The sequence below is a fragment of the Kitasatospora sp. NPDC041917 genome (assembly GCF_055589745.1).
This window is the reverse complement of sequence record NZ_JBVJBI010000004.1, coordinates 326,093-340,519: the sequence shown is the minus strand read 5'-3', so window position 1 is coordinate 340,519 and position 14,427 is coordinate 326,093. Positions and strand designations below refer to the sequence as shown.

The following is a 14,427-nucleotide window of genomic DNA, read 5'->3' as shown; positions in this document are numbered from 1 at the left end:
GGAGGCACGACGCGGGCAGCGGCCCGCGGCCACCAGCCGGGGAGGAACCCACCGTGAGCCAGACCGTCAGTGCCGCCGCCGTCACCAGCACCGTCGCCCACACCGGCACCACCCCGGCCACGTCCGCCGCCACCGGCGCCGCCACCCACGCCAAGGCCCCCAACCCGCTGGTCTCCGGGCTCCGCCCGCTGGCCCTCGACGTGGCCGCCCCGCTGGCCGGCTACTACCTGCTGCACTCGACCCTCGGCCTGAGCGAGTTCGCCGCACTGGCCTGGAGCAGTGCCTTCCCGGCCGCCCGGACCGTCCTCGGCCTGCTGGTCGAGCGCAGGCTCAACCTGTGGGCCGCCCTGATGCTGACCGTCAACCTGGCGGGCCTGGCGCTGACCTTCGTCACCGGCGACGCCCGCCTGATGATCGCCAAGGACGGCGGGCTGAGCGGCACCGTGGCACTGGCGATCCTGGTCTCCGCGCTGGTCGGCCGACCGGTGATGACTCCGATGCTGATGCCCTTCCTCACCAAGGGCCGGCCGGAGCGCGCGGCCGCCTGGCAGCGGCTGGTCGAGGGCCGGGCGGCCGGAGCGCGGGCCTTCCGCCGCCACGAGCGGCTGTTCTCGGGCATCTGGGGCACCGCGCTGCTGACCGAGTGCGCGGCCCGGGTGGTCGGCGCCTTCACCCTGCCGGTGTCGACCATGGCCTGGCTGTCCACCGTCGTCCTGATCGGCGCGATCGTGGCCGGTTCGATGCTCGGCCAGATCGCGGTCGAGCCGATGGAGCGGCTGGTCCGCACCGAGACCGAGGCCCCGACCGCCGCCTGAGCAGACGGCCCGCCGCTTTCCCGAACACCCGGTTCCCTGAACAGCCGCCCCCGAACACTTCCCTGAACACCTCCCTGAACAGCCGGTTCCAGGGGCTCGAACGGCGAGGAACCATCCGGATCCCCCGGGAGTCGTTCATAACGAGGGGGTAACGGGACCCCCGCCGAGGAAAACGGGGACCCCCATGTACCGGACGACGCACGCGCCGAGCAGCACCGAGGACCGCACGCTCGTCTGGGACGGCTGCCTGAACGTCCGCGACCTGGGCGGCCTGCCCACCGCCTCCGGCCGGCCCACCGCCCACGGCGCGATGGTCCGGGCGGACAACCTGGACCGCCTCACCGCCGAGGGCTGGGACGCCCTCCTCGACCACGGCGTCCGCACCGTGGTCGACCTGCGCAACGCCGAGGAGTACAAGCCGCTCCTCCCGCTCCCCGAGGACGTCGAGCTGGTCCGCGTCCCGCTGGACGAACTGGCCGGCCCCGCCTGGTGGGAGGCCCACGGACGACTGGACGGCACCCCGCTCGCGCTCCGCCCCTACCTGGACCACTGCCCGCACGCCGCCGCCGCGCTGGTCTCCGCGCTCGCCGACGCCCGCCCCGGCGGCGTGGTCGTGCACTGCGGCGCCGGCCGCGACCGCACCGGCCTGGCCGTCCTGCTGCTGCTCGCCCTGGCCGGGGTCGACCGGGCCGCGATCGCCGAGGACTACCTGATGAGCGGCCCCAACGTCCGTCCGCTGTACGGGATGCTGGGCCTGCCGGACCCGTACCGCCGGATCGACGCGGTGCTCGCCGAGGCCGGGACCACCGCGGAGGACGCCCTGGCGGCCGCGCTCGACGACTTCGACCCGGTCGGTTACCTGCTCGCGGCGGGTGTCGCGCCCGAGCGGATCGCCGCCGTCCGGGAGCGGCTGCTGCCCGCCGCGTAGCGCGGGCCCCCGAAGCCGCCGGGGCTCCGAAAGGGTTCCCCGGGACGCCCGGGAAGACTTCCGCAAACCATCGTCAACCGATGGTTGACGATCCCCGGATCGACAACCTACGGTTGACGCATGGAGAATCCCGTTGTTCCCAACAGCACTCCGCTGCGCCTCGACGACCTGATCGCCGCGATCAAGAAGGTCCACACCGACGCGCTCGACCAGCTCTCCGACGCGGTCATCGCCGCCGACCACCTCGGCGAACTCGCCGACCACCTCATCGGCCACTTCGTCGACCAGGCCCGCCGCTCCGGCGCCTCCTGGACCGACATCGGCCGCAGCATGGGCGTCAGCAAGCAGGCCGCCCAGAAGCGCTTCGTGCCCAAGGATCCGGGCGCCCCGAACGACCTCGACCCCAGTCAGGGCTTCAGCAGGTTCACGCCCCGGGCCCGCAGCGTCGTGGTGGCCTCCCAGGAGGAGGCCCGCAAGGCGGGCAACGCCGAGATCACCACGGCGCACCTGGTGCTCGGCCTGCTCGCCGAGCCCGAAGGCATCGGCATGAAGGCGCTCACCGCCCAGGGCGTCACCCCGGAGGCCCTGCGGGCGGTGGCCGCCGCCGCCCTGCCGGCCGCCGCCGACGACCTGCCGGCACTGATCCCGTTCGACGCCGAGAGCAAGAAGGCGCTGGAACTGACCTTCCGCGAGGCGCTCAAGCTCGGGCACAACTACGTCGGCACCGAGCACCTCCTGCTCGCCCTGCTGGAGCTGGAGAACGGCCAGGGCGTGCTGGCCGGACTGAAGGTGGACAAGCCCGCCGCCGAGGCCTTCGTCTCGGAGGCGATCGCCGCCATCGTCGCCGCCGCCCGGGACGCGGAGGCCGAGCCGCAGCGGTGAGGCCCCGTGCCCTGTCCCGGACGGAACTCCCGCCCGGGACGGGGCACGTGCGCTCAGAACCCGGAGACGTGGGTGGTGACGATCCGCACCCGGCCGTCCTCGGCCGCCTCCAGCGCCGCCCGCAGCCGGGCCGACCGGGCCGGGCCGAGCAGCTCCAGGGCGTCCTCGACCGACGCCCAGCGGTAGTCGTCCAGCTCGCCGGCCGGGACGGTCACGGGGGTGCCGTCCGGGACGTCACCGAAGTCGAACATGAAGTGCTGGGCGGGGTGGTCGAGTTCGGCCGAGGCGTGGGTCCAGGAGATGGCCAGCAGCTCGCCCGCCCGCCGGACGAGGCCGGTCTCCTCCTGCAGCTCCCGCTCGGCGCACTCCACCGGGCCCTCGCCGAGGTCGATCGTGCCACCCGGGAACTGCCAGTGCTCGCGGTACCCGGCCTTCACGATCAGGATCCGGCCGGACCCGTCCCGCAGCAGGCACCCCGCCGCCGCGTAGATCCGGGGCAGGGAGGCCAGCCATTCCTCGCGGGACTTCAACGGCTCAGCCGTCACGGTGCTCCTCCTGGGACGGGGCGGGTTCGGTCGCCCCCACTCTGCCACCAGCCGACGACCGATGAGTCGAGGCCGCCCCGGCGGTCCTATCCGGCATGAACACCGTGGAAGCCGAACCGGAACGCCCCGTACTGACCTGCGACCTGGGCGCGCTGACCGCCCCCGACCTGGCCGTCGTCGACGCGCTCGCCCGGCTGCGGCTGGCCGCCGCCCGGCACGGAGTGGCCGTGGTGCTGGTGAACGCCGGCGGCCCGCTGCGCGAACTGCTGGCGTTCAGCGGCCTGTCGGCGCTGCTGCCGGGCACGGCCGACCCCCCGGCCTTCGCGGAGCTACTCGGCGACGGAGTCCACGGCGGGCTCGGCGGGCTCGACGGGCTCGACGGGCTCGGCGGGCTCGACGGGCTCGACGGCTTCGGCGGCGGACTCCGCGACCGGATCGGCCTCCAGTCGGGGCGAGAGGCCGAAGAGCGGGAAGAGCACCTCGGTGTCCAGGAAGTTGGTGAAGCCGGTGATCCGCCCCTCTGACGTCTCCGGCACGATCAGCGCCCACGGCTCGTACCCGCCCGCCGGACTCGGCCGGTACTGGCCGAAGGCCGGGCCTCCGTTGGCGGTCACCGGGAGCAGCCGGGAACCGCGGCAGCCGTGACCGGGGCCCAGCATCCACGCCCGGAGTTCGTCCCGCCCGCGCAGCCACATCGAGAACGGCGGCATGTTGAGCGTGACGTCCTCGTGCAGCAGCGCGGCGAGACCGTCCATGTCGTACGCCTCGAAAGCGCGGACGTAGCCGTCCAGCAGCGCGCGCCGGCCCTCGTCCAGCTCGGGGGCCGGCCGGGCCGCCGAGGCGTCGACGGCGAGCACCGCCCGGGCCCGCTGCAGCGCGCTGTTGACCGAGGCCACCGTGACGCCGAGCAGTTCGGCCACCTCGGCGGCCTTCCAGCCGAGGACCTCGCGCAGGATCAGCACCGCCCGCTGCCGGGGCGCGAGGCGCTGCAGCACCGCGACGAAGGCCAGCTTCACCGACTCGCGCTGGACGGCCACCTCGGCCGGGTCCCCCGTCTCGGGCAGCACCCGGCCGTCCGGCGCCGGACCGATCCACGTCACCTCGGGGAGCCGGGTGTCGTGCGCCGCGGCCACCGTGACCGGCCCGGCCAGGTCCATCGGCCGGGCCCGGCCGTTGCGGCCGTTCAGCGCGTCCAGGCAGACGTTGGTGGCTATTCGGTACAGCCAGGAGCGCAGCGCGGCCCGCCCCTCGAACCCCCGGTGCCCGCGCCAGGCGCGGACCATGGTCTCCTGCACCGCGTCCTCCGCCTCGAAGACCGAGCCGAGCATGCGGTAGCAGTAACCGGTCAACTCGGTGCGGTACCGCTCCAACTGGAGCTCGACCGGCTCCTCCGTGATCACGTCGGTCATCGTGCGCCCCGCCCCCGTCGTCCTGCCCCGCACCTGCACCGGTGCCTGTGCCCTGGTGAACGGGACGAACGTAGCGCACACCACTGACAACGACCGTGCCGACCGCGCTCAGGCGCAACAGCCCTGCGGGAACGGGCCGAAGCCGTCGCCGACCGGCCGCCGCGGGGGACGGGGAACGTCTGACGATGCGCCAGGAGCGCTCCGTCCGCTGTGCGGTGCAGTGCACCGCGGCACGGTCCGGTGCGGTGCGGCTCAGTGGGCGGAGTGCTTCTCCGCGCCACGGTGCCGGTGCCCCTTGAGCTCGGCGTGCATCGCCGGGGCGGCGTGCATCGTCGTGCCCGGCGCGTCCCTTCCACCGTGCCGGAACGATTCGCCGGCACCGTGCCCGGCGGCGGCGTAGGACATCGCGCCGGCGCTCGGCATCGGCGCGAACCGGGCGGGCGGGCTCGCCATGCCCCGGCGTTCCAGCAGTTCCTGGGTGCCCTGGCGGAGCTTGGCGGTGCTGCCGGGCGTTCGCTTGGTCATCGTCGGCCTCCCTTCGTCGGCCACCGGCCGGACGGACGCCGGCCGGTGGGGCCGAACGGGCTTTATGTCCGGATTTTATCCGGATTGCAGGTCCGTGCCAGTGCGGAAGGGATGTGCGGGCGCCACACCCGGGAGACGTCCGCGGGAGCCTGCGCGAGCGCCGGTACGCGGGCCCCGTCAGACGCGTGACCGGCTCAGCCCATGACCTCGTGGACGAAGCACCAACGCCAGTCCTCTCCCGGCTCGTAGGAGCGGATCACCGGGTGGGAGGTGTTGTGGAAGTGCGCGGTGGCGTGCCGTTGCGGAGAGAAGTCGCAGCAGCCGATGTGGCCGCAGTCCAGGCAGATCCGCAGGTGCACCCAGTCCCGGCGGCCCTGCTCCAGGCAGTCGGCGCAGCCGTCGGCGGGCGGCCGGGGCTCGATGTTCTGAGGGGCCAGAGCGAGGTCTTCGCAGGCGCTCATGACTGAAAGGCTATGCCGCCCCGGCACGGAACGCCCGCTCAGGGCGGCCACGGACGGGCGCCCCGAGGGTGGCACTGCCGTTCCCGGGTTCGCCCGTCCCAGGAAGGGCCGTCCCAGGAAGGGAGTTCCCGGGAAAAGCGCAACCCTGGGTAACCGCTCGCAGCCCGCGCAGAGTGGTCGGCACCGGCCCGACCGAACCTCTGGAGCCCCCGATGAGCCACCCCTCCGCCGACGCCCGCACCGCCGACCGCACCGCCGTCGTCACCGGAGCCGCCAGCGGCATGGGCGCCGCCACCGCCCGCCTGCTCGCCGCATCCGGCGCCCGGGTCGCCCTGCTCGCCCGCCGCACCGAGCGGCTGGACGCCCTCGCCGCCGAGATAGCCGCCGCGGGCGGACGGGCGCTGGCCGTCACCACCGACATCACCGACCAGGCCTCGGTGGACGCCGCCGCGAAGACCGTCCACGACGCCTACGGCCCGGTCGACCTGGTGGTCAACAACGCCGGGGTGATGCTGCCCAACCCCCTCGCCGACGGCCGGATCGACGAGTGGACCCGCATGGTCGACACCAACCTCACCGGCGCGCTGCGGATCGTCCGCGCTTTCGGCTCCGACCTCACCGCGGCCGCCGCCGAGGGCCGCACCGCCGACCTGGTCAACGTCTCCTCGATCGCCTCGCACGTGGTCTTCCCCGACTACGCGGTGTACGGGGCCACCAAGGCCGCGCTCACCCAGCTGTCCGCCGCCCTGCGCAGCGAGTTCGGCCCGCGCGACGTCCGGGTCAGCGCGATCGAGCCCGGACTGACCGACACCGAACTCGCCGGGCACATCGACAACCCGGTGCTGCGCGAACAGCTCGGCGGCATGTTCACCGCCATCCCGGCGCTCGCGGCCGAGGACGTCGCCGACCTCATCGCCTACACCGTGAGCCGCCCCCGGCACGTCAACCTGCGCCACCTGGTCGTCCTGCCGACCCGGCAGGCGTAGGGCCGCGTCGTCCCGGCACTGCCGAATCCCCGCCCCTCGCCCGCGGGCGGCATGGGAGCATGCCATCCGTGGCGATCGTGACGGGGAGAACGAACGGCGACACCGGCGGGGCCGACCCCGGCGGTGCGCCCGCACAACGGAAACGCGGCACGCGGACGCGGGACACCGGCGGCAGAAGTGGCGCCGGCACCGACAGCGGCAGCAGCGGCGACGGCACCGGGTCATCGGCCGACGGCACCGGAGTATCCACCGACGGCACCGGGGTACCGACCGACGGCAGCCCCGGAACGGCCCCCGCCCGGATACCCGAGCAGGCCGGCCCCGGCCGGTTCCGGGCCCGTCCGCTGCCCGCCACCGACCGGGTCCGGCAGCCCGTCGCCCTGATCCGGCTGCTCGGCGGCCTGTTCGCCATCGCCCTCACCCTGCTGCTCGCCGACTACGCCCGCGCCACCACCGGTGGCATCGCCGCCGACGTCGCCGAGGCGGCCTCCCTGGTGCCGCGCCCGCTGGCCGGACTGGCCGGCGGTCTCACCACCGCCGCCGTCCTGCTGCTCCCGGTCGGCCTCGCCGTCCGCCGGCTGCTGGGCCCCGACCGGCGACGCGCCCTCCAGCAGGTCTCCGACGGGCTGCTCGCCGCCGTCCTGGCGTACGGCGCCACACTCGGACTGGACCTCTGGGCCGACGGCCTCGCCCCGCCCTCACTGCTCTCCGTGCTCACCCAGCCGCTGCCCGGCAGCGGCGGGCTCGGGCACACCGAGTCCGTCTACGGCTACCTCGCGCCGGCCCTCGCCTTCATGACCGCCTCCGGCAGCCGGGAACGCCGCCTGCCGTGGACCGTCCTCGCCCTCTCCGGCCTGGCCGGGCTGACCGGCGGGTACGCCACCCCCACCGCGCTCCTGCTCGGGCTGCTGATCGGCTGGACCGGCGCCCACGGCACCCTGTACGCGGTCGGCACCCCCGACCCCTGCCCCCGGCCCGGCGAGCTCCTGCGTGCCCTGCGCGACAGCGGCCTGCGCCCGGTCGAGGCCCGGCCGGCCGGCCCCGACCGCTACCGGGTCCGGCAGGCCGACGACCGCCCCGACCTCGACGTCCAGCTCCTCGACCGGCAGGCCGTCACCGCCGCCGCCGTCCAGCGCGCCTGGCGCCGGCTGCGCCTGCGCACCGCCCCCGACCCGCGCGTCCTGCGCTCCCCGCGCACCGGCCTGGAGCACGAGGCCCTGGTCACGTACGCGGCCCTCGCGGCCGGCGTCCGCACCCGCCGCATCGCCGCCACCGCGGGCATCGGCCAGGACACCGCCCTCATCGCGTACGAGCGGCTGGCCGGACGCACCCTCGACGAACTCACCGACGAGGAGATCACCGACGAGCTGCTCACCGACGCCTGGCGGCAGTTCGCCCTGCTCCAGCGCCGCGAGATCGCCCACCGCGCCCTCGTCCCCTCCTCCCTGCTGATCGACGGCTCCGGCGCCGTGCACCTGGTCGACTTCGCCGACGGCGACATCGCCGCCACCGAACTCGTCCTGTGCTGCGACCTCGCCCAGCTCCTCACCACCCTCGCCCTGCGCGCCGGCGCCGCCCGTTCGGTCCGCACGGCCACCGCCGTCCTCGGCCCCGACCCGATCGACGCCGCCCTCCCGCTGCTCCAGCCCATCGCCCTCACCCACACCACCCGCCGCGCCCTCAGGCAGCACGCCAAACGCACCACCGCCCGAGCCGCCGCCGTGGCGAGCGGCAGCCACGGCGCAGCAGCCGGTGACGTGGGCGCGCCCACCGGTGGCACCGGAGCCGCCACCACCCCCGAGCCGGGGACCCCGCACGACTCCCCCGCCCCCGGCGGCCTCCTCGACGAGATCCGCGCGGAGGTCCTGCGCACCCGCCCGCAGGTGGTGGGCCGCCCGGTGCGGCTGGAGCGGCTGCGGCCGCGGACCCTGCTGATCGTCGTGGGCGGCGTGGTCGCCGGCTGGCTGCTGATCCCGCAGCTGTTCGCGGCGGAGGACAATCCGGTCTCCGCGCTGGCGGACGCCGATCCCTGGTGGCTGCTGCTGGCGCTGGTGGCGGCGGCGACGAGCCACGTCGCGGCGGCGATGGGCTTCGTCGGTTTCGTGCCGGAGCGGCTGAACTTCCGCAACGCGGTGCTGGCGCAGGTGGCCGGGTCGTTCGTGAAGCTGGTGTCGCCCGGCGGCGTCGGCGGGGTCGCGCTGAACACCCGCCTGTTGCAGCGGGCGGGCATCCCCACCGCGCAGGCGCTGTCCAGCGTCGGCGTGGGGACGCTGATCGGCCTGGTGCTGCACCTGCTGCAGCTGGGGGCCTTCGTCTACCTGCTGGGCTTCGAGCCGGGAGGCTCCGAGCTGGACGCGCTGCCCGCGGTGGTCGCCGGGCTGGCGGGGGCGGCGGCGCTGCTGGCGGGGGTGTCGGCGATCCCGGTGGCGCGGCGGTGGCTGGCGACGCGGCTGCGGCCGCTGACGGCCGAGGTGCTGCCGCGGCTGCTGGACCTGCTGCGCAGCCCGACCCGGCTGGCGGTGGGCGTGACCGGGCAGCTGCTGGTGTCGATCTGCCTGATCGCCTGCCTGTACTGCTGTGCCCGGGCGATCGGCCCGGAGCCGTCCTTCGCCGCGGTCGCGGTGGTGTTCCTGGTGGGCAACGCGGTGGGCAGCGCGGCGCCGACCCCGGGCGGGGTCGGCGCGGTGGACGGGATGCTGGGCCTGCTGCTCCAGCAGACCGCCTCGATGGAACAGGGCGGCGCACTGGCCGCGGTGGCGCTGTACCGCCTGCTGACGCTGATCCTGCCGGTGCTGCCGGGCTGGGCGGCCTTCGTCTGGCTGCAACGCCGCCGGGCCCTCTGAACCGGGACGGCCGGTCCGGGTGGCAGCGAGCCCGGGGTGGGGGCGGGGCGGGGGCGGGGGCTGCGGGCCCGCAGCCGGTCCCGTCGCCCACCCGTCGGCTACTCCCGGTACTCCTCCTCGTCGTGCCGGACCGGCCGGGTCTGTTCCACGACGTCCGCGACGTTGGTCGCCGGGTCCGCTCCGAGGGCCCGGCGTTCGGCCACCTCGTCGTAGGTGTCGCCCTCGGGTGCCTTCTCGTCGGTCTCGACGGTCTCGGCGGTCTCCTCGATCAGGTATTCCTCGTGCTGTTCCTGCGGCATGGCATCCGTCCTCACTGTTCGGAGGCCTTCACGGGCCCGGCTGGCGTACTGGCAGTATCCGCCGCCCGGCGCCGGGACGCGAAGTGCCGACGCCGTTCCGGCGTGTTGCCGGGACTGCCGCGGACCCCTTGCCGACCCGCCGGATTGACCCATGAAACAGCGCCCTGAATGACCCAGAGGGCAGGTTCATTCCGCCCCTAGGGTCATAGGCATGACGACGAACGAGAGCGCCCGGACCACCCCGACCACCGACGCCGCCGAGGCCCCCGCCCGCCTCGACCACGCCCGCACCGCGCCCAAGGTGTTCCGCGCGATGATCGCCCTGGACGCCGCCGCCCGCGAGGGCCTGGACCCGGCCCTGGTCGAGCTCGTCCAGGTGCGCACCTCCCAGCTGAACGGCTGCGCGTACTGCCTGGACATGCACGTCAAGGACGCCCGCAAGGCGGGCGAGACCGACGAGCGGATCTACCTGCTGCCGGTCTGGCAGGAGGCCCCGGCCGGGGTCTACAGCGAGCGCGAGCGGGCCGCCCTGGCGCTGGCCGAGGAGATCACCCGGATCCACGGCGGCGTCTCGGACGCGGTGTACGCCCGGGCCGCCGCGCACTTCGCGGAGGCCGAGCTGGCGCAGCTGATCTCGGTCTGCTTCACCATCAACGCCTGGAACCGCATCAACGTGGCCACCCGCAAGACCCCCGGCGCCGCGTGACCGCACCGCTGTCCGGAACGCCGTCCTGAACGTCGTCCTGAACGTCGTCCGGGCCGCCGGGGGTACGATCGGTGCCGTACAAAGGGCTAACCCACACCCACCCGGTGGCCCCGAGGCCCATACGAACGACGGGGAAATCATGTCCGGCTCGCACTACTTCACCGGTGCACCCGAGGTGGCCAGCGACCGCCGGCCGATCACGGTCTCCCTGCCGGACCTCACCCTGGAACTGACCACCGACACCGGGGTGTTCTCCCGCAGCCGACTCGACCCGTGCACCCGGATCCTGCTGGAGCACGCCCCGCAGCCGCGGGTGCGCGGCCCGATCCTGGACATCGGCTGCGGCTACGGTCCGATCGCCCTGACCTGGGCGAGCCGCCGCAAGCGCCTCCCGGTCTGGGCGGTGGACGTCAACGAGCGCGCCCTGGAGCTGGTCCGGCTGAACGCCGAGGCGCTGGGGCTCGGCAACGTCCAGGCGGCCCTGCCCGACGACGTCCCCGAGGACGTCCGCTTCGCCACCATCTACTCCAACCCTCCGATCCGGATCGGCAAGGCCGCGCTGCGCCGCCTGCTCACGCACTGGCTCGACCGGCTGACCCCGGACGGCTCGGCGTTCCTGGTGGTGCAGAAGCACCTGGGCTCGGACTCGCTCCAGAAGTGGCTGAACGAGCAGGGCTACCCGACCACTCGGGTCGCATCGGTCAACGGGTCCCGGATTCTGGAAGCGCGGCCCCGCCCCGAGGTGGGCGAGGGCTCCGAGAGTGGACGAGGTACGACGACGTGAAGCAGCTGCGCGGGACCGAACTGAAGCGCCTGCACCGCTCCTGGCGGCGCAGCAACGAGTTCCGGCTCGCGATGATCCTGGAGAACCTCCAGTCGCCGTTCAACGTCGGCTCGGTGGTCCGCACCGGCGCCGCGATGGGCGCCGAGAAGCTGTACCTGGCCGGGGACACCCCGTCGGTGCGCTCGTCCGGCGCTCAGAAGGCCGCGATGGGCACCGACAAGTACCTGAAGGTGGAGCACTTCCCGACCGTCGCCGAGGCCGTCGCGGCGGCCAAGGCGGACGGCTTCAAGGTCGTCGGTCTGGAACTGGCGGACGAGGCGGTGCCGATGTTCGCCGCGGAGCTGACCCCGGCGGTGGCCTTCGTGCTCGGGCACGAGGACCGCGGGATCACGCCCGAGGCGCTGGCCCTGTGCGACCAGGTGGTGTTCGTGCCGCAGCTGGGCCGGGTCGGCTCGCTGAACGTCTCGGCGGCCGCCACGGTGGCCTGCTACGAGGCGCGCCGGCAGGGCTACGCGATCAGCGGCACCCCGGACGGCGACCTCGCGGGTGACCTGGCGGGCGACCTCGGCGACGACGAGTAGCCGAGCAGCGCCCCCGAGGTGTGACCCGAAGCGCGAGGGGAGCCCGGTCCGTCCGCCGACGGGCCGGGCTCCCGGCTTCGCACGGCCTCGGCCTTGACCTCCGCCCCGGGCCCGTGCCCCGACCCGGGCCTCAGCCCTTGACGTTCCGCCGGGCCGCCCCGACCAGGAACACCACCGCGAGCATCGCCGCGGACAGCGCCCCGACCAGCAGCGGGCCCGGACCGGCCGGGCTGCCGTCGACGCGCACGGCCCCCATGAAGTCGACGGCGGCGACGTTGTTGACCAGGACCCACCAGAGCGGCAGGTAGACCGCCTGGAAGAGCCGGTGGCTCCGGCTCACCACGCCGAGCGCCATGGCCAGCGACGGGACGAACAGCGCGCCGCCGAGCCAGCCCGCCGTCCCCGCGCCGTCGCCCGCCACCAGCATGCGTATCAGCGGGGCGGCGCCCGTCACCGCCGTGAGCACCAGCCCGGACGCCCATTCGGCGAGCAGCCGGCGCCGGGCCGACGGGTAGGCGCCCAGCAGCACCTCCAGACCGTTCTCCACCTGCCGGCTGCCGAGCCGGGACCAGATCAGGACCGGCCACAGCCACACCAGGGGCAGCAGCAGGCCGGTGACGGCGTCCGTCGGCAGCACGAACCCGGCCGCCGTCAGCCCGGCCGCGACCAGCCACCACCACCGGGAGACGCCCTGCACCAGGATGCGGACCTCACCCGCCAGCAGCCGGCCGAACGCCCCGGCCCGCCGCGGTTCGGTCCCTGGCAGGGCACCCCGCGCGGTCGTCCGGCGCGCCCCCGCGGGCTCCGTCCCGTCGGACCCGGACAGCCGGCCCGCCGCCCCGGCGGCCGTCGGAACCTCGGCCGGCTCCGGCGGCGCGGCCGCCCCGCCGGACCCGCGTGCGGGATCGAACCTGCCGAACCACAGCGCCGGCAGCACCGCCACGGCGAACGCCGCCAGCACCAGCGCCAGCCGGCCGAGGAGGAACCCGGAGGACGGGTCGAACCCGTCCCAGCGGAAGGTGCCCAGCGGCCTGTCGACCTTGGTGAGGCCGAGGCTGAATCCGCCCGGGTCGGCCGTCCCGTGCTGGGCCTCCAGCGCCGCGCCCATCGACCGCGCGATCCGGTGCACACCGAGGCCGTCCAGCGGCGCGGAGGCCGACTGCCCGCCGATCGCGAGCACCATGGCCAGCACGAACCAGACGACGTTGCCGAAACCGCCCCGCAGCAGCGGCACCGTCTCGAACAGGAGCGCCGCCGCCGCGGTGAAGGCCATCAGGGGCAGCGAGAGCAGCAGGAACGGCTCCGCCAGGGCTGCCGGGTCGACCGCGCGGTCCTCACCGCGGGCGAGCTGCATCAGCAGCGCGGTGACGGCCAGCACGCCGACCATGGAGGCGAGCACCAGCAGGTTGCTCAGGAACTTGGCCAGGAGGTACTGGGAGGTGCGCAGCGGGGTGGCGGCGAGGATCTGTCCGACCCCGGTCGTCTCGTCCCGCGCGATGCCGCTGCGCACCACGTAGAAGCCGCCGAAGGTGAGCCAGAGGGCGCCGGCCAGGGCGGTGACCGCACCGACGTAGGCGCTGTTGTAGACGCCCCGGCTCCCGCCCACGTCCATGATCGTCCAGTGGCCGCCCGCGTCCGGTACGGCCAGGTAGCCGAGCCCGACCGCGGCGAGCAGCGTCACCGCGTACACCGGCCGGCGCACCCGGTCGCGGAAGTCGCCGACCGCCAGCCCGGCGAGCACCGATCCGGTCACCGCCGCACCGCCCGCGGCTCGGCCCCGTCCGGCTCCCCCGGCCGGTGGATGACGCCCAGGTAGGCGTCCTCCAGGTCGGGCGGCACCGGGACCGCGTCGGGCCGCGGCGGCTCGGCGGCGAGCAGTCGCAGCCGCACGCCGCTCCCGGTCCGCACCATCCGGCTGACCACGTGGCGGGCCCGCACCTCCAGGAGGTCGGCCGGATCGACCACCGCCTCCCACACCCGCCCGTCGACCTCCCGGAGCAGTTCGTCCGGCGCGCCCCGGCGCAGCAGCCGTCCCCGGGCGACCACCGCGATGTCGGAGGCGACCGACTCCACGTCGGAGACGATGTGGGTCGACAGCATCACCACCCGGTCCGCCGCGAGCTCGCTGAGCAGGTTGCGCAGGCGCACCCGCTCCTCCGGGTCCAGGCCGGCGGTCGGCTCGTCGACCACGATCACCCGGGGGTCGGCCAGCAGCGCCTGCGCGATGCCGACCCGGCGGAGCATGCCGCCCGAGTACGCGCCGAGCGGGCGCTTGACCGCCTCGGTCAGGTTGACCAGCTGGATCAGCTCGTCGATCCGGGCCCGGGCCGAGCGGGCGCCGATCCCCTTGGCGGCCGCCAGGTAGGACAGGAACTCCCGTGACGTCAGGTTCGGGTAGACCCCGAAGTCCTGCGGTAGGTAGCCGAGTTCCCGGCGCAGCCGGTCCGGCTCGGCCACCACGTCGGCACCCCGGTAGCGGACCTGGCCGCCCGTGGGCCGGGTGACCGTCGACACGATGCGCATCAACGACGACTTCCCGGCACCGTTCGGCCCCAACAGCCCCACCATTCCCGGCCCGAGCCGCATCGTGATGCCGTCGACGGCCCGCTTTCCGCCCTTGTGGACCTTGGTGACATCCACCAGTTCGAGCACGCTCTCCGCCC

Annotated in this window: 15 protein-coding genes and 1 pseudogene; 9 read left to right on the top strand and 7 right to left on the bottom strand. The window is 74.6% G+C overall.

Annotated elements, in window-relative coordinates:
• The first annotated feature begins 53 nt into the window (after nucleotides 1-53).
• The 3 genes from ACZ6EM_RS07275 (at nucleotide 54) to ACZ6EM_RS07265 (ending at nucleotide 2,625) form a co-directional block, all read left to right on the top strand.
• Nucleotides 54-815 carry a VC0807 family protein gene (locus ACZ6EM_RS07275; protein WP_465771900.1) on the top strand — a complete coding sequence of 254 codons (762 nt, stop codon included), beginning with the start codon at nucleotides 54-56 and terminating at the stop codon, nucleotides 813-815.
• A 184-nt stretch (nucleotides 816-999) separates the two neighbouring features.
• Nucleotides 1,000-1,743 carry a tyrosine-protein phosphatase gene (locus tag ACZ6EM_RS07270; RefSeq protein WP_359902117.1) on the top strand — a complete coding sequence of 248 codons (744 nt, stop codon included), beginning with the start codon at nucleotides 1,000-1,002 and terminating at the stop codon, nucleotides 1,741-1,743.
• A gap of 120 nt (nucleotides 1,744-1,863) precedes the next feature.
• Nucleotides 1,864-2,625: a Clp protease N-terminal domain-containing protein gene (locus ACZ6EM_RS07265; protein WP_401051523.1), complete on the top strand. Its 762-nt coding sequence runs from the start codon at nucleotides 1,864-1,866 to the stop codon at nucleotides 2,623-2,625.
• A 53-nt stretch (nucleotides 2,626-2,678) separates the two neighbouring features.
• Here ACZ6EM_RS07265 and ACZ6EM_RS07260 read toward each other — a convergent pair whose 3' ends face one another.
• Entirely contained in the window at nucleotides 2,679-3,170 is a 492-nt protein-coding gene (locus ACZ6EM_RS07260) for an NUDIX domain-containing protein (protein WP_401051526.1), read from the bottom strand.
• Nucleotides 3,171-3,262: 92 nt separating this feature from the next.
• Between ACZ6EM_RS07260 and ACZ6EM_RS07255 the strand changes: the two are divergent.
• A pseudogene (locus ACZ6EM_RS07255) lies at nucleotides 3,263-3,454 on the top strand (STAS domain-containing protein); the annotation flags it as partial.
• Nucleotides 3,455-3,499: 45 nt separating this feature from the next.
• Here the strand turns inward: ACZ6EM_RS07255 and ACZ6EM_RS07250 are convergent.
• The 3 genes from ACZ6EM_RS07250 to ACZ6EM_RS07240 all read right to left on the bottom strand — a co-directional run bounded on the left by ACZ6EM_RS07250 (nucleotide 3,500) and on the right by ACZ6EM_RS07240 (nucleotide 5,565).
• On the bottom strand, nucleotides 3,500-4,579 hold the full coding sequence (locus ACZ6EM_RS07250) for a sigma-70 family RNA polymerase sigma factor (RefSeq protein ID WP_465771898.1): 1,080 nt from the start codon (nucleotides 4,577-4,579) through the stop codon (nucleotides 3,500-3,502).
• Between the two features lie 252 nt (nucleotides 4,580-4,831).
• Complete coding sequence (locus ACZ6EM_RS07245; RefSeq protein WP_380352428.1) at nucleotides 4,832-5,104, bottom strand: hypothetical protein; 273 nt, start codon at nucleotides 5,102-5,104, stop codon at nucleotides 4,832-4,834.
• A gap of 194 nt (nucleotides 5,105-5,298) precedes the next feature.
• Complete coding sequence (locus ACZ6EM_RS07240) at nucleotides 5,299-5,565, bottom strand: UBP-type zinc finger domain-containing protein (protein WP_359902101.1); 267 nt, start codon at nucleotides 5,563-5,565, stop codon at nucleotides 5,299-5,301.
• A 212-nt stretch (nucleotides 5,566-5,777) separates the two neighbouring features.
• Between ACZ6EM_RS07240 and ACZ6EM_RS07235 the strand changes: the two genes are divergently transcribed.
• Entirely contained in the window at nucleotides 5,778-6,551 is a 774-nt protein-coding gene (locus tag ACZ6EM_RS07235) for an SDR family oxidoreductase (RefSeq protein ID WP_465771896.1), read from the top strand.
• A 68-nt stretch (nucleotides 6,552-6,619) separates the two neighbouring features.
• Nucleotides 6,620-9,394 carry a lysylphosphatidylglycerol synthase transmembrane domain-containing protein gene (locus ACZ6EM_RS07230; RefSeq protein ID WP_465771895.1) on the top strand — a complete coding sequence of 925 codons (2,775 nt, stop codon included), beginning with the start codon at nucleotides 6,620-6,622 and terminating at the stop codon, nucleotides 9,392-9,394.
• Between the two features lie 98 nt (nucleotides 9,395-9,492).
• Here the strand turns inward: ACZ6EM_RS07230 and ACZ6EM_RS07225 are convergent, their stop codons facing one another.
• On the bottom strand, nucleotides 9,493-9,693 hold the full coding sequence (locus ACZ6EM_RS07225; protein WP_380541579.1) for a hypothetical protein: 201 nt from the start codon (nucleotides 9,691-9,693) through the stop codon (nucleotides 9,493-9,495).
• Between the two features lie 211 nt (nucleotides 9,694-9,904).
• Here ACZ6EM_RS07225 and ACZ6EM_RS07220 point away from each other — a divergent pair, with 211 nt between their 5' ends.
• The 3 genes from ACZ6EM_RS07220 (at nucleotide 9,905) to ACZ6EM_RS07210 (ending at nucleotide 11,764) form a co-directional block, all read left to right on the top strand.
• Entirely contained in the window at nucleotides 9,905-10,399 is a 495-nt protein-coding gene (locus tag ACZ6EM_RS07220) for a carboxymuconolactone decarboxylase family protein (RefSeq protein ID WP_359902091.1), read from the top strand.
• 139 nt (nucleotides 10,400-10,538) lie between these two features.
• Nucleotides 10,539-11,183 (top strand): class I SAM-dependent methyltransferase, encoded by a 645-nt coding sequence (locus ACZ6EM_RS07215; protein WP_401049786.1) that lies wholly within the window; start codon nucleotides 10,539-10,541, stop codon nucleotides 11,181-11,183.
• Nucleotides 11,180-11,764, top strand: a complete 585-nt coding sequence (locus ACZ6EM_RS07210; protein WP_380352434.1) for a TrmH family RNA methyltransferase — start codon at nucleotides 11,180-11,182, stop codon at nucleotides 11,762-11,764. Before ACZ6EM_RS07215 ends, ACZ6EM_RS07210 begins: the two co-directional genes overlap by 4 nt.
• Before the next feature lie 130 nt (nucleotides 11,765-11,894).
• Here ACZ6EM_RS07210 and ACZ6EM_RS07205 read toward each other — a convergent pair whose 3' ends face one another.
• Together ACZ6EM_RS07205 and ACZ6EM_RS07200 are read right to left on the bottom strand one after the other, a co-directional pair.
• Nucleotides 11,895-13,517 (bottom strand): hypothetical protein, encoded by a 1,623-nt coding sequence (locus ACZ6EM_RS07205; protein ID WP_465771894.1) that lies wholly within the window; start codon nucleotides 13,515-13,517, stop codon nucleotides 11,895-11,897.
• Nucleotides 13,514-14,416, bottom strand: a complete 903-nt coding sequence (locus tag ACZ6EM_RS07200; RefSeq protein ID WP_401049789.1) for an ABC transporter ATP-binding protein — start codon at nucleotides 14,414-14,416, stop codon at nucleotides 13,514-13,516. The genes ACZ6EM_RS07205 and ACZ6EM_RS07200 overlap by 4 nt, the downstream gene beginning before the upstream one ends.
• Between the last annotated feature and the right edge of the window lie 11 nt (nucleotides 14,417-14,427).